The sequence below is a fragment of the Kluyvera sp. NPDC087067 genome, assembly GCF_044745165.1.
Lineage (GTDB): Bacteria > Pseudomonadota > Gammaproteobacteria > Enterobacterales > Enterobacteriaceae > Kluyvera.
Genome location: NZ_JBIUZS010000006.1, coordinates 92864 through 107615, shown reverse-complemented (window position 1 = coordinate 107615; position 14752 = coordinate 92864). Strand labels below are relative to the sequence as shown.

Below are 14752 nucleotides of genomic sequence, written 5' to 3'. Positions count from 1 at the left end.
AACCACGCCGAATAGGTCTAGATTTAAACATAAGAATAATTTGGGGCTCTGTCTTTATTTCAACCCGACAAAGAGTGGGTTTTTTCAATGGGCGTTATAAGCCGTGCGCCGTAAGTGCGCAAAATGGCAAAAATCAGCCACAACCGCGGAGCGGACTTTCGTTTCCTATTTTGGGGTGGAAACAAGGATATTCAGGAGAAAATGTTGCGACAAATCCGCCAGTTATGTTTGGTGAGCTTACTGCTGACCAGCGGTGTTGCCAGTGCAGCAAACATCCGTCTACAGGTAGAAGGCCTCTCAGGCGAACTACAAAAGAACGTCAGGGCACAGCTTTCGACGATTGATGGTGACGAAGTGACGCCAGATCGTCGTTTTCGCGCGCGCGTGGACGATGCGATCCGCGAGGGACTTAAAGCCCTGGGCTATTACGAACCGACGATTGATTTCGAACTCAAGCCACCGCCAGCCAAAGGCCGCCAGGTGCTGTTGGCAAAAGTGACGCCGGGTGAACCGGTGCGCATTGGCGGCACCGACGTCATCCTGCGCGGCGGAGCCCGTGACGACAGTGATTATCTTAAGCTGCTGAAAACCCGGCCAGAGATAGGAACGGTGCTCAATCACGGCGATTACGACCATTTCAAAAGCTCCCTGACCAGCGTGGCGCTGCGTAAAGGTTATTTTGATAGCGAATTTAAAAAGAGCCAGCTTGGCATCTCGCTTGACCGCCATCAGGCCTTCTGGGATATCGACTACGACAGCGGCCAGCGCTACCGGTTTGGCGACGTCACGTTTGAAGGCTCACAGATCCGCGAAGAGTATTTACAGCATCTGGTGCCGTTCCATAAAGGCGACTATTACCAGTCGAGCGATCTGGCTGAACTGAACCGGCGGCTATCTGCTACCGGTTGGTTTAATTCGGTGGTGGTGGCGCCGGAGTTTGATAAATCCCGCAAAACCAAAGTATTGCCGCTGCATGGCGTGGTGTCGCCGCGTAGCGAAAACACCGTCGAGCTGGGGGGCGGTTACTCGACCGATGTCGGCCCTCGCGTCAAAGGCTCATGGAAGAAACCGTGGGTGAACTCATACGGTCACAGCCTGACCACGAGCCTCAGCGTCTCAGCCCCCGAACAGCAGCTTGATTTCAGCTATAAGATGCCGCTGCTGAAAAATCCGCTGGAGCAGTATTATCTGGTGCAGGGGGGCTTTAAAAGCACCGATTTAAACGATACCAAGGCCGATTCCACGACGCTTGCCGTATCACGCTTCTGGGACCTCTCCAGCGGCTGGCAGCGCGCGATTAACCTGCGCTGGAGTCTCGATCACTTTACGCAGGCTGACGTCACCAATACCACCATGCTGTTCTATCCTGGCGTCTCCATCAGCCGTACCCGCTCGCGCGGCGGCCTGATGCCAACCTGGGGCGATTCACAGCGCTACTCGATTGATTACTCCAATACCGCCTGGGGCTCGGATGTCGACTTCTCGGTCTTCCAGGCTCAGAACGTCTGGATCCGTACTCTGTATGACCGCCATCGTTTCGTGATGCGCGGCAATCTTGGCTGGATTGAAACCGGCGACTTCGACCGCGTGCCGCCAGACCTGCGTTTCTTCGCCGGTGGCGACCGCAGTATTCGCGGCTATAAATACAAATCGATTGCCCCGGAAGATTCCAAAGGCAAGCTGATTGGTGCGTCGAAGCTGGCGACCGGCTCGCTGGAATATCAGTACAACGTAAGCGGAAAGTGGTGGGGCGCGATGTTTGTTGATGGGGGTGAAGCGGTCAGCGATATCCGCCAAAGCGACTGGAAAACCGGCGCAGGCGTGGGCGTTCGCTGGCAGTCTCCCGTTGGGCCAATCAAGCTCGATTTCGCCGTTCCTGTCGGCGACAAAGATGAACATGGATTGCAGTTTTATATCGGTCTGGGGCCTGAACTATGACGTTATGGAAGAAAATAAGCCTCGGTGTTTTACTTTTCCTCGTGGTGCTGGTGGGGGCCGTTGGCTTCCTGATAGGCACCACCACGGGATTACACCTGTTGTTTAATGCGGCGAACCGCTGGGTGCCGGGGCTGGAAATCGGTCAGGTGACCGGCGGTTGGCGCGATCTGACGCTGAAAAAAGTGCGTTACACCCAGCCGGGCGTGGCGGTGGATGCCGGGGAATTTCACCTGGCGGTTAACCTAAGCTGCCTGTGGCACAGTAATTTGTGCGTCAACGACATAGCCCTGCGTGATATTAACGTAGCTATCGACAGCAGCAAAATGCCGCCTGCCGCGAAGGTTGAAGAAGAGGACAGCGGCCCGCTGAATCTTTCCACGCCGTATCCCATCAGCTTAAACCGGGTCGCGCTAAATAACGTCAATATCAAGATTGATGACACCACGGTGTCGGTAATGGACTTCTCAAGCGGCCTTAAATGGCAGGAGAAAAACCTGACGCTGACGCCAACCTCATTGCAGGGGCTGCTGATAGCGCTGCCGAAGGTTGCCGAGGTGGCGCAAAAAGAGGTGGTTGAGCCGAAGATCAATAACCCGCAGCCACAGGAAAAGCCGCTGGGCGAGACGCTGACCGAGCTGTTCTCTAAACCGGTGTTGCCGGAGATGACCGATGTCCATCTGCCGCTGAATCTCAATATCCAATCCTTTAGCGGCGAACAGCTGCGCATCACCGGCGATACCGATCTGACGGTCTATAAAATGCTGCTCAAGGTCAGCAGTATTGACGGCAACATGAAGCTCGACACGCTGGATATTGATTCCAGCCAGGGAACGGTTAACGCCAGCGGAACGGCGCAGCTCATCAACGACTGGCCGGTCGACATGACGCTTAACAGCACCCTGAATATCGACCCGCTGAAAGGCGAGAAGGTGAAGCTGAAAATTACCGGCGACGTGCGCAAGCAGCTTGAAGTTGGCGTGAACCTCTCAGGCCAGGTGGATATGAACCTGCGGGCGCAGGCGCAGCTGGCCGAAGCCGGTTTGCCGTTTAATGTCGCGATTGACAGCAAGCAGTTGTACTGGCCGTTTACCGGCGAAAAACAGTTCCAGGCCGATAATCTCAAGCTGAAACTCGGCGGCAAGATGACCGACTACACCCTCTCGTTTAGCACTAGCGTGAAGGGCGAGGGCGTACCGCCGGCGGATATTACCATTGATGCCAAAGGCAACGAGCGCCAGGTGAACCTGGATAAACTCACTGTCGCGGCGCTGGAAGGTAAAACCGAGCTGACCGCGCTGCTTGACTGGCAGCAGGCGATAAGCTGGCGCGGTGAGCTGGCGTTGCGCGGCATTAATACCGCGAAAGTTGCGCCAGATTGGCCTTCAAAAATCGATGGGTTGATTAAAACCAACGGCAGCCTGTACGGCGGCAGCTGGCAGATGAACGTGCCGGAGATGAAAATCACCGGCAACGTGAAACAGAACAAGGTAAACGTCGACGGCTCGCTGCGCGGTAATAGCTACTTGCAGTGGACCATTCCGGGGCTGCACGTGGCGCTGGGCAACAACACCGCCGATATTAAGGGCGAGCTGGGGGTGAAAGACCTCAATCTCGACGCAAATATCGATGCCCCAAAACTCGACAATATGCTGCCGGGTCTTGGCGGTACGGCTAAAGGGCTGGTGCATATTCGCGGCACCGTGGATGCCCCGCAGCTGCTGGCAGACATTACCGCTCGTGGCCTGCGCTGGCAGGAGCTGTCGGTAGGCCAGGTACGCGTTGATGGCGATGTGAAATCCACCGACCAGATTGCCGGGAATCTTGATGTGCGCGTGGAGCGCATTGTGCAGCCGAGCGTCAATATCGGCCTGGTGCATCTGTCGGCAAAAGGCAGCGAAAAACAGCACTCGCTGCAATTGCAGGTGCAGGGCGAGCCGGTTTCCGGGCAGCTGGCGCTGTCGGGCAGTTTTGATCGTAAAGAAGAACGCTGGAAAGGCGCGCTCAGCAATACCCGTTTCCAGACGCCGGTAGGGCCGTGGTCGGTTAACCGCGATGTTGCGCTGGACTACCGCAACCTCGAGCAGAAAATCAGTATCGGACCGCACTGCTGGGTGAACCCGAACGCTGAACTGTGCGTCCCGCAGACGATTGATGCGGGTGCGGCGGGGCATGCGTTGGTTAACCTCAACCGTTTCGACCTGGCGATGCTAAAACCGTTTATGCCAGAAGAGACTCAGGCCAGCGGCGTGTTTAGCGGAAATGCAGATGTCACCTGGGACACCACCAAAGAGGGGCTGCCGCAAGGTAAAGTCTCCCTTTCCGGGCGCAATGTGAAGGTGACGCAGATCGTTAACAACGCACCGCTGCCGGTCGCTTTTGACACGTTGAATCTCAATGCGGATCTGCACAATAATCGCGCCGAGCTGGGCTGGCTTATCCGTCTGACCAATAACGGCCAGCTGGACGGACAGGTGCAGGTCACCGACCCGCAGGGACGGCGTAATCTTGGCGGTAACGTCAATATCCGCAACTTCTCGCTGGCGATGATTAACCCTATCTTCTCCCGCGGTGAAAAGGCCGAGGGAAGGGTCAACGCGAATCTGCGACTGGGCGGGGATGTCCAAAGCCCGCTGATGTTTGGTCAGCTGCAGCTTAACGGTATCGACGTTGACGGTAACTTTATGCCGTTCGACATGCAGCCAAGCCAGATAACCATGAACTTCAACGGCGCCAGCTCCACGCTGCAAGGGGAGATCCGCACTCAACAAGGGCAGATAAGCCTTAACGGTGACGCGGACTGGCGACAAATTGAGAACTGGCGTGCGCGTATTGCGGCGAAAGGCAGCCGGGTACGGATCACCGTGCCGCCGATGGTGCGTCTTGATGTTTCACCGGATGTGGAATTTAACGCCACGCCAAGCCTGTTCACGCTCGATGGCAGCGTAGATGTGCCGTGGGCGCGCATTGTGGTGAAAGAGGTGCCTGAGAGCGCGGTAGGCGTTTCCAGCGATGAAGTGATGCTAAACGAGAACCTCCAGCCGAAAGAAGCGAAATCGGCGGCGATTCCCATTAACAGCAACCTGATGATCCACGTCGGCAACAACGTACGTATCGATGCCTTTGGCCTGAAGGCTCGCCTGACCGGCGACCTGAAAGTGGCGCAGGATAAACAGGGGCTGGGCCTGAACGGGCAGATCAATATTCCTGAAGGGCGCTTCCACGCCTACGGCCAGGATTTGATTGTGCGTAAAGGCGAACTGCTGTTCTCCGGCCCGCCGGATCAGCCGCTGCTCAACATCGAAGCTATTCGTAACCCAGAGTCGACCGAAAACGACGTGATTGCCGGTGTTCGCGTCACGGGGTCTGCCGATCAGCCTAAGGCTGAAGTCTTCTCTGATCCTGCTATGTCGCAGCAAGAAGCGCTTTCCTATCTTGTCCGTGGACAGGGGCTGGACAGCGGCCAGAGCGACAGCGCGGCGATGACTTCCATGCTTATTGGGATGGGGGTTGCACAAAGTGGTCAAGTTGTGGGTAAAATCGGCGAGACATTTGGCGTAAGTAACCTGGCTTTAGATACGCAAGGGGTGGGTGATTCCTCTCAGGTGGTGGTCAGCGGTTACGTATTGCCAGGTCTACAGGTGAAATATGGTGTCGGGATCTTTGACTCTTTAGCCACGCTCACGTTACGCTATCGTCTGATGCCTAAGCTGTATCTGGAAGCGGTGTCTGGCGTAGACCAGGCGCTCGATTTGCTCTATCAGTTTGAGTTTTAGCAATGCGAATATTTGTGTACGGCAGTTTACGGCGCAAACAAGGCAACAGCCACTGGATGACCAACGCTCAGTGGCTGGGCGATCATAGCGTTTCCGATTATCAGCTGTACAGCCTGGGCCACTATCCAGGCGCCGTGCCAGGAGATGGCACAGTACACGGTGAGGTTTATCGGATAGACGCCTCGACGCTTGCCGAGCTGGATGCGCTTCGCACCAAGGCGGGGGAATACGCTCGCCATCTCATCCAGACGCCGTATGGTAGCGCCTGGATGTACGTCTATCAGCGCCCAATTGACGGGATGAAGTTGATAGAAAGCGGCAACTGGTTGGACAAAGACCAGTATTGAATACGGCAACGCCACCTTCGGGTGGCGTTGTTTTTTTGTATTGTGGATACCGGGAAGCACCCCGGGGTCGGCGTGACCGCCTCGGTAGGCCGGATAAGGCGCAGCCGCCATCCGGCAATGTGCTCGGTTATGCCTGATGGCGGCTACGCCTTATCAGGCCTACATGATGTCAATCCACAGCCCCTGTAGCCCGGCCAAGCGCAGCGCCGCCGGGAACCGCACAAACAAAAACACCGCCCGAAGGCGGTGTCTTGCAAAGCTCGAAAAGAAATCTTATTTCTTCGCGCGCTCGAAGGAAGCGATGATTTCAGCTTTCGCTGCTTCAGCGTTGTCCCAACCGTCAACTTTAACCCATTTACCCGCTTCGAGGTCTTTGTAGTGCTCGAAGAAGTGGGTGATCTGCGCTTTCAGCAGGTCTGGCAGGTCGTTCACATCTTTGATGTGATCGTATTCTTTGCTCAGCTTGGTGTGCGGAACCGCAACCAGCTTCGCATCTTCACCAGATTCGTCGGTCATTTTCAGCACGCCAACTGGACGGCAGCGAATCACTGAACCTGGCTCCAGCGGGTATGGCGTTGGGACCAGAACGTCAACCGGGTCGCCGTCCAGAGACAGGGTGTGGTTGATGTAACCGTAGTTGCATGGGTAGAACATCGCAGTGGACATGAAACGGTCAACGAACAGCGCGCCGCTCTCTTTGTCGACTTCGTATTTGATAGGATCGGCGTTTGCTGGGATTTCAATAACAACGTAGATATCTTCCGGCAGATCTTTACCCGCAGGGACGTTGAGTAAGCTCATGTCTGTTTCCTTTAGAATGTATGGCAAACTAGTGCCCGGTATTATAGCCAACTCGCCGCGAAAGTCTTGGCCTGTTTTACCTCACACACCTTCGCCCTCGTCTTTTTCAGCCACATCCTACGGCAGAAAAATCCATAAACTTAGCCGCATCCTGAATAAAATCATGAAACCGTTTACATCACGGTAAAAAATGACGGCTGCTGGTTTCATTTTTCTACAAAATCGATAGCGCTCAATGGGCGCGCGACCCCTTCTCCTTGCTGAGCTCATTCGCAACGCATCGGTTAACAAAAAATTTACTTTTTTGAAGTGTGATGTAACTCATTCCGTTACATAACCCATTGTCTATAGTTCTTCCGCTGAAGAATATTTAACCAATGATAACCCGATGAGGATACCTCTATGTGGAAGCGCTTACTTCTCGTCACCGCAGTTTCCGCAGCCATGTCGTCTATGGTGATGGCTGCTCCATTAACGGTGGGATTTTCGCAGGTCGGCTCTGAATCGGGCTGGCGCGCGGCTGAAACCAACGTCGCTAAGCAGGAAGCCCAAAAACGCGGCATCACCCTGAAGATTGCCGATGGCCAGCAAAAACAGGAAAACCAGATTAAAGCGGTTCGCTCCTTTATCGCGCAGGGCGTAGACGCCATCTTTATTGCGCCGGTGGTGGCGACAGGTTGGGAGCCGGTACTGAAAGAAGCCAAAGAGGCCAAAATTCCGGTATTCCTGCTCGACCGCTCAATCGACGTGAAAGACAAGTCGCTGTACATGACTACCGTCACCGCCAACAACGTGCTGGAAGGCCAGCTTATCGGCGAATGGCTGATTAAAACCGCCGACGGCAAGCCGTGTAACGTGGTTGAACTGCAAGGTACGGTAGGCGCGAGCGTGGCGATTGACCGTAAGAAAGGCTTCGCTGACGCCATCTCTAAAGCTTCCAATATCAAGATCATCCGCTCCCAGTCCGGCGACTTTACCCGCAGTAAAGGCAAAGAGGTGATGGAGAGCTTTATCAAAGCCGAGAACAACGGCAAGAACATCTGCATGGTTTACGCACATAACGACGACATGGCGATCGGCGCGATTCAGGCGATTAAAGAAGCGGGTCTGAAGCCGGGTAAAGATATCCTGACCGGTTCGATTGACGGCGTGCCAGACATATACAAGGCGATGATTGCCGGGGATGCGAACGCCAGCGTTGAACTGACGCCAAACATGGCGGGCCCGGCGTTTGATGCGCTGGAGAAATACAAAAAAGACGGCACCGAGCCTGAGAAAGTGACCCTGACGAAATCGACGCTCTATCTGCCGGATACGGCGAAAGAAGAGTTAGAGAAGAAGAAAAATATGGGTTACTAAGATATTGCGCCGCCTGAGGGTGTTTTACATATCAGACCTGACCCACCGTAGGCCTGATAAGCGAAGCGCCATCAGGCAATGCGAAGCCGGATGGCGGTGCTGACGCACCTTATCCAGCCTACAGGGTGAGGGGGAGAGCACCATGACCACTGAAACCAACCCAGAAATCCTCCGTACCGAGGGACTCTACCAGTACTTCCCCGGCGTCAAAGCGCTGGATAACGTCAATTTCAGCCTGCGACGCGGCGAAATCATGGCGCTACTGGGCGAAAACGGTGCCGGGAAATCCACGCTGATTAAAGCCCTGACCGGCGTCTACCACGCCAACAGCGGCACTATCTGGCTCGAAGGCCAACCCATCAACCCAAAAAACACCGCCCATGCCCAGCAATTGGGGATTGGCACGGTGTACCAGGAAGTGAACCTGCTGCCGAACATGTCGGTGGCGGATAACCTGTTTATCGGTCGCGAGCCCAAACGCTTTGGTTTCCTGCGCCGCAAAGAGATGGAAAAACGCGCCACCGCACTGATGGCCTCCTACGGTTTCTCCCTCGACGTCCGCGAACCGCTAAACCGTTTTTCGGTAGCGATGCAGCAGATCGTCGCTATCTGCCGGGCAATCGATCTCTCAGCCAAAGTGCTGATCCTTGATGAACCCACCGCCAGCCTCGATACCAAAGAGGTGGAAATGCTGTTTACCCTGATGCGGCAACTGCGCGATCAAGGCGTCAGCCTGATCTTCGTAACTCACTTTCTCGATCAGGTCTACGCCGTCAGCGACAGGATCACCGTCCTGCGCAACGGCAGCTTTGTCGGCTGCCGGGAGACTCGCGAACTGCCGCAGATCGAGCTGGTGAAAATGATGCTTGGCCGCGAGCTGGAACATCAGGCGCTCCAGCGCGCCGGACGAACCTTGCTGAGTGACAAACCGGTGGCCTCGTTTGAAGGCTACGGCAAAAAAGGCACCATCGCACCGTTTGATCTCCACGTCCGCCCCGGTGAGATCGTAGGACTGGCTGGGCTGTTAGGATCCGGGCGTACCGAAACCGCCGAGGTGATCTTCGGCATTCGCCCCGCCGACAGCGGGCAGGCGACGATCAAAGGCAAACCGCAAACCCTGCGATCGCCGCATCAGGCCTCGTGTCTGGGGATCGGTTTTTGCCCAGAGGATCGCAAAACCGACGGCATTATTGCCGCTGCCTCCGTCCGTGAAAATATCATCCTCGCCTTGCAGGCGCAGCGCGGCTGGCTGCGGCCGATCCCGCGTAAAGAACAGAACGATATTGCCGAGCGCTTTATCCGCCAGTTGGGGATCCGCACCCCCAGCGCCGAACAGCCGGTGGAGTTTCTCTCCGGCGGTAATCAGCAGAAGGTGCTGCTCTCGCGCTGGCTGTTGACGCGTCCGCAGTTCCTGATCCTCGATGAACCGACGCGCGGGATCGACGTCGGCGCACACGCGGAGATCATTCGTTTGATCGAAACCCTATGCGCGGACGGCCTGGCGTTATTGGTTATCTCGTCGGAACTCGAAGAGCTGGTGGGCTACGCGGATCGGGTGATCATCTTGCGTGACCGTCAGCAGATAGCTGAGATCCCGCTGGATGCGCTTTCCGTTCCCGCCATTATGAACGCTATTGCGGCCTAAGGAGTTAACCGTGATGCCCCGATCCGTTCCCCAAACCAAGCCATCCGGGCGGCGTTTTCGCTGGCCACCGGGGATGCCGCAAATCGCGGCCTTAATTCTGGTGCTGCTGGTAGATAGCCTGGTAGCGCCGCACTTCTTCCAGATAACGCTCCAGGATGGCCGTCTGTTCGGCAGCCCTATCGACATCCTTAACCGTGCGGCCCCGGTTGCGCTGCTGGCGATTGGCATGACGCTGGTGATTGCCACCGGCGGTATCGATTTGTCCGTCGGCGCGGTGATGGCGATTGCCGGTGCCACCGCGGCCTCAATGACCGTTGCCGGACATAGTCTGCCGATTGTCCTGCTGGCGGCGCTGGCTTCCGGCGTGCTCGCCGGGCTGTGGAACGGCATCCTCGTCGCTATTTTGAAAATCCAGCCCTTCGTGGCAACGCTTATTCTTATGGTGGCGGGGCGCGGCGTGGCGCAGCTCATTACCTCCGGGCAAATCGTTACCTTCGATTCGCCGTCGTTGGCGTGGCTTGGCAGCGGCAAATTGTTGCTGTTTCCGACGCCGGTGATTATTGCGCTGGTCACCCTCGTTATCTTCTGGCTGGTGGCGCGTAAAACCGCCCTCGGCATGTTTATTGAAGCGGTGGGGATTAACATCCGCGCGGCGAAAAATGCCGGGGTAAATACCCGCATCGTGGTGATGCTGGCCTACGTGCTGAGCGGCGTGTGCGCGGCGATAGCCGGGATCATCGTCGCGGCGGATATCCGTGGTGCCGACGCCAACAACGCCGGGCTGTGGCTGGAGCTGGACGCCATTCTGGCGGTGGTGATTGGCGGCGGCTCGCTGATGGGCGGGCGCTTTAACCTGCTGCTGTCGGTGGTCGGCGCGCTGATTATTCAGGGCATGAACACCGGGATTTTACTCTCCGGCTTCCCGCCGGAACTTAACCAGGTGGTGAAAGCGGTGGTGGTGATGTGCGTGCTGATCGTTCAGTCATCGCGCTTTATTGAGATTCTGAAAAGGATACGGGGCCATGATAAAACGTAATTTACCGCTGATGATTACGCTGGGCGTGTTTGTGCTCGGCTATCTCTACTGCCTGACCCGGTTTCCCGGCTTCGCCTCCACCCGCGTTATCTGCAATATATTGACCGATAACGCGTTTCTGGGGATCGTCGCGGTGGGAATGACCTTTGTGATCCTCTCCGGCGGTATCGATCTCTCCGTCGGTTCGGTGATCGCGTTTACCGGCGTATTCCTCGCCAAGGCGATCGGCTTTTGGGGATTGTCGCCGCTGGTGGCTTTTCCGCTGGTGCTGGTGATGGGCTGCGCTTTTGGCGCCTTTATGGGCTGGCTGATTGATGCGTTAAAGATCCCCGCCTTTATCATTACGCTCGCCGGAATGTTCTTCCTGCGCGGCGTGAGCTATCTGGTGTCTGAAGAGTCGATTCCTATCGATCATCCGGTTTACGACACGCTCTCCGGGCTGGCGTGGACGATCCCCGGCGGGGGACGCCTGAGTGCGATGGGTCTACTGATGCTGCTGGTGGTAATCCTCGGGATTTTCCTCGCTCACCGCACGCGCTTTGGCAACCAGGTCTATGCCATCGGCGGCAACGCCACCTCGGCGAATCTGATGGGCATTCCGACCCGCAGCACCATTGTGCGCATTTATATGCTGTCGACCGGGCTGGCGACGCTTGCGGGGATCGTTTTCTCGATTTATACCCAGGCGGGTTACGCATTGGCAGGGGTAGGGGTCGAGCTGGATGCGATTGCGTCGGTGGTGATTGGCGGCACGCTGCTCAGCGGCGGCGTAGGAACGGTTCTTGGCACGCTGTTCGGCGTGGGTATTCAGGGGCTGATTCAGACCTATATCAACTTTGACGGTACGTTAAGCTCGTGGTGGACGAAAATCGCCATCGGCATTCTGCTGTTTATTTTTATCGCCCTCCAGCGTGGCCTGACCGTACTGTGGGAGAACCGGCAGAATGCGGCGGTCACGCGCGTTAGCGTCGAAGTTACAAAGAACTAACATACTGAAACGCTAAAGCTTTTCCGGTAGCAGCCGATACTTTTCTTTTACGCCAAACGTACCCCTGCTACCGGACAACATTATGATGCTAAAAACGCTTTCTATCCGTACCGGCCTGCTTTCCCTGCTCGCCGTGATGACCCTGTTGCTGATTCTGGTCAGCGGCATTGGCATTTACGCTCTCACCCAAAGCTCCTCGTCATTACAGCGCATTGACCACCTGCAAAGTGACCAGATGGCGCAACTCAACGAGGGCTATACGCTGTTGCTGCGAGCCCGTAACGAAGCGAGCCAGGCGGTGCGACTGATGGAAATTGGCATGCTGGACGATGCGGCAAAAGCGGTCAAACAGCTCAATGGTGAAGCGGCGCAGGCACAAAAGATCATGGCGACCGTCAGTCAATCGCCGATAGACGATGCCGACGGGGCGAAGCTGATGGCGGAGGTGGCGAAAAGCTACCAGATCTACAACGCGCAGGGGATCAAACCAATGCTGGCGTCGCTTGAGCAGCAAAACGTCGACGGCTATTACGATCTGCTGGAAAAAACCATGATCCCCGTATCCCGCCAGTTTGATAACGCGATCCAGGCGTTCCAGGGCTGGGGCAAGTCCCGTGGTCAGATTGAAATTGCGGCGGTACACAGCACCAAAAATCGTGTGCTTGTGCTGATGATTATGGCGATTGCTCTGACCCTGGGCGCTATCACTCTGGGCTGGCTTCAACTGCGGCATTTGTTGCTAAAACCGCTGGCGGCAGCCATCGGTCAACTCGAACAGGTGGCCGCCGGTGATTTAACCCGAACGCCGCTTGCCGCGGGCAGCGCGGAAATTAAGCGTCTGAATATCGCCATTGAGGGTATGCGTGAGTCGATGATGAACTCGGTGATGCGCGTGCGCGATGCCAGTTCACAGATTGATGTTGGCAGCCGTGAGCTGACGGCGGGCAATAACCATCTGGCGCAGCGTACCGAGTCGACGGCCACCTCGCTTGAGCAAACCGCAGCGAGCATGGAACAGCTCACCGCTACCGTGAAGCAGAATGCCGACAACGCCGATCAGGCGCACAAGCTGGCGAAAGAGGTCTCCGACACCGCCGACCGTGGCAGTGAAATGGTCTGCTACGTGATTGAAAAAATGCAGGATATTTCCGGTAGCGCCAACCGCATTGCCGATATTCTAGGTGTGATTGACGGCATTGCCTTCCAGACCAACATTCTGGCGCTGAACGCCTCGGTAGAAGCGGCGCGCGCGGGCGAGCAGGGGCGCGGCTTTGCGGTGGTGGCAGGCGAGGTGCGTAACCTGGCCAGCCGCAGCGCCGATGCCGCAAAAGAGATCCGTCAGCTGATTTCCGCTTCGCAAACGCACGTCAATGAAGGCAGCGACCTGGCGCAGCAGGCGGGGGAAACGATGGATGAGATCGCCAGTGAAGTGATGCGGATGACCAAATTGATGCGGGAGATAGCCAGCGCGTCACTGGAGCAGAGTCGCGGCATTGAGCAGGTGAATATTGCGGTGAGTCAGATGGATGAAACTGCGCAGCAGAATGCAGCGCTGGTACAGCAGTCGTCGGCAGCGACGCGCTCACTGGAAGAACAGTCGCAGGCGCTGGCATCAGCGATGGCGTCGTTCCGGTTGCAGGTATCGTAACCGGGTTATGATTTGTAGGCCGGATAAGGCGTTTACGCCGCCATCCGGCAATAACACCGCATCGTGCCGGATGGCGCTTCGCTTATCCGGCCTACAACTGACGGTAAAAACCGCACCGATCGGTCCCCTCTCCCCCATGGGGAGAGGGTTAGGGTGAGGGGGAATACACCCAACTCTAAACGTATTACGCGTCCGGGTACTCACGAATCATCCGCTCAACGTCTTCAACCATATGGTTGTTGCCGACGAAGAACGAACGACGCTGGTGCAGCGTTTCCGGCTGAATATCCAGAATACGCTCCTTCCCATCGCTGGCCTTACCGCCAGCCTGTTCCGCGAGGAACGCCATCGGGTTGCACTCATACAGCAAACGCAGCTTCCCATCCGGGTGGCTTGCCGTGCTTGGGTACAGGTAGATCCCGCCTTTTAGCAGGTTGCGGTGGAAATCTGCCACCAGAGAACCAATGTAGCGCGAAGTATACGGGCGCTGCGTATTGGCATCTTCTTCCTGACAGAACTTGATGTACTTCTTCACTCCGTTCGGGAATTTGATGTAGTTACCTTCGTTGATGGAGTACGTGTTGCCGCGTTCCGGGAAGCGCATACGCTCCTGGCTCAAGCAGAACACACCCAGAGAAGGGTCGTAGGTAAAGGCGTGAACGCCGCAGCCGGTGGTGTAGACCAGCATGGTTGAAGAACCGTAAACCACATAACCGGCGGCAACCTGACGGTTACCCGGCTGGAGGAAATCTTCCTCAGTCACCGGCGTGCCCACCGGAGTCACGCGGCGGTAGATAGAGAAGATTGTGCCGACTGAAACGTTAACGTCGATATTAGATGAGCCATCCAGCGGATCCATCAAGACCACGTATTTCGCGTGTTCGCAGCCGTCAAAGACGACGATTTCGTCCTCTTCTTCAGAAGCGATACCGGCGACGATGTCACGAGCGCGCAGTGCGGCTTTCAGTTTCTCGTTCGCGAAGAGATCGAGCTTTTGCTGTACTTCTCCCTGTACGTTTTCTGCGCCGCTGGCACCCAGGATATCGACCAGACCGGCCTTATTGATATCGCGGTGGATGATCTTGGCACCTAACTTTATTGCCGACAGCAAAGCGGTAAGCTCACCGGTCGCATGAGAGAACTCATGCTGCTTTTCGACAATAAATTCACCTAACGTTTTCATAACACTTTCCCTGACAGTGGATGTTGAGTAAAAC

10 protein-coding genes are annotated in these 14752 nt (G+C 56.2%); 8 read left to right on the top strand and 2 right to left on the bottom strand.

Annotated elements, in window-relative coordinates; translation table 11 throughout:
• The first annotated feature begins 204 nt into the window (after nt 1-204).
• From tamA to ACIPDS_RS16070, 3 genes are read left to right on the top strand one after another with little or no spacing between them, the layout of a single operon-like run.
• Nucleotides 205-1938, top strand: coding sequence for an autotransporter assembly complex protein TamA (tamA, locus tag ACIPDS_RS16080; RefSeq protein WP_166516716.1), 1734 nt, complete (start codon nt 205-207; stop codon nt 1936-1938).
• Nucleotides 1935-5711 carry an autotransporter assembly complex protein TamB gene (gene tamB, locus ACIPDS_RS16075; RefSeq protein WP_400737826.1) on the top strand — a complete coding sequence of 1259 codons (3777 nt, stop codon included), beginning with the start codon at nt 1935-1937 and terminating at the stop codon, nt 5709-5711. Before tamA ends, tamB begins: the two co-directional genes overlap by 4 nt.
• A 2-nt stretch (nt 5712-5713) precedes the next feature.
• On the top strand, nt 5714-6058 hold the full coding sequence (locus ACIPDS_RS16070; RefSeq protein WP_166516638.1) for a gamma-glutamylcyclotransferase: 345 nt from the start codon (nt 5714-5716) through the stop codon (nt 6056-6058).
• Nucleotides 6059-6331: 273 nt separating this feature from the next.
• Here the strand turns inward: ACIPDS_RS16070 and ppa are convergent, their stop codons facing one another.
• A complete protein-coding gene (gene ppa / locus ACIPDS_RS16065) occupies nt 6332-6859 on the bottom strand; it encodes an inorganic diphosphatase (protein ID WP_123651119.1) in 528 nt (175 codons plus the stop codon).
• A 402-nt stretch (nt 6860-7261) separates the two neighbouring features.
• On the opposite strand from ppa, the gene ytfQ reads away from it, so the two are divergent.
• The 5 genes from ytfQ (at nt 7262) to ACIPDS_RS16040 (ending at nt 13535) form a co-directional block, all read left to right on the top strand.
• Nucleotides 7262-8218: a galactofuranose ABC transporter, galactofuranose-binding protein YtfQ gene (gene ytfQ / locus ACIPDS_RS16060; protein WP_166516639.1), complete on the top strand. Its 957-nt coding sequence runs from the start codon at nt 7262-7264 to the stop codon at nt 8216-8218.
• Between the two features lie 142 nt (nt 8219-8360).
• Nucleotides 8361-9863 carry a galactofuranose ABC transporter, ATP-binding protein YtfR gene (gene ytfR, locus ACIPDS_RS16055; RefSeq protein WP_400737821.1) on the top strand — a complete coding sequence of 501 codons (1503 nt, stop codon included), beginning with the start codon at nt 8361-8363 and terminating at the stop codon, nt 9861-9863.
• A gap of 10 nt (nt 9864-9873) precedes the next feature.
• A complete protein-coding gene (ytfT, locus tag ACIPDS_RS16050; protein ID WP_400737817.1) occupies nt 9874-10899 on the top strand; it encodes a galactofuranose ABC transporter, ATP-binding protein YtfT in 1026 nt (341 codons plus the stop codon).
• Nucleotides 10886-11887, top strand: coding sequence for a galactofuranose ABC transporter, permease protein YjfF (gene yjfF / locus ACIPDS_RS16045; protein WP_400737814.1), 1002 nt, complete (start codon nt 10886-10888; stop codon nt 11885-11887). Before ytfT ends, yjfF begins: the two co-directional genes overlap by 14 nt.
• A gap of 85 nt (nt 11888-11972) precedes the next feature.
• Nucleotides 11973-13535, top strand: coding sequence for a methyl-accepting chemotaxis protein (locus ACIPDS_RS16040; protein WP_400738268.1), 1563 nt, complete (start codon nt 11973-11975; stop codon nt 13533-13535).
• 184 nt (nt 13536-13719) lie between these two features.
• Here ACIPDS_RS16040 and fbp read toward each other — a convergent pair whose 3' ends face one another.
• Nucleotides 13720-14718, bottom strand: coding sequence for a class 1 fructose-bisphosphatase (gene fbp, locus ACIPDS_RS16035; protein ID WP_166516642.1), 999 nt, complete (start codon nt 14716-14718; stop codon nt 13720-13722).
• Nucleotides 14719-14752: the final 34 nt, after the last annotated feature.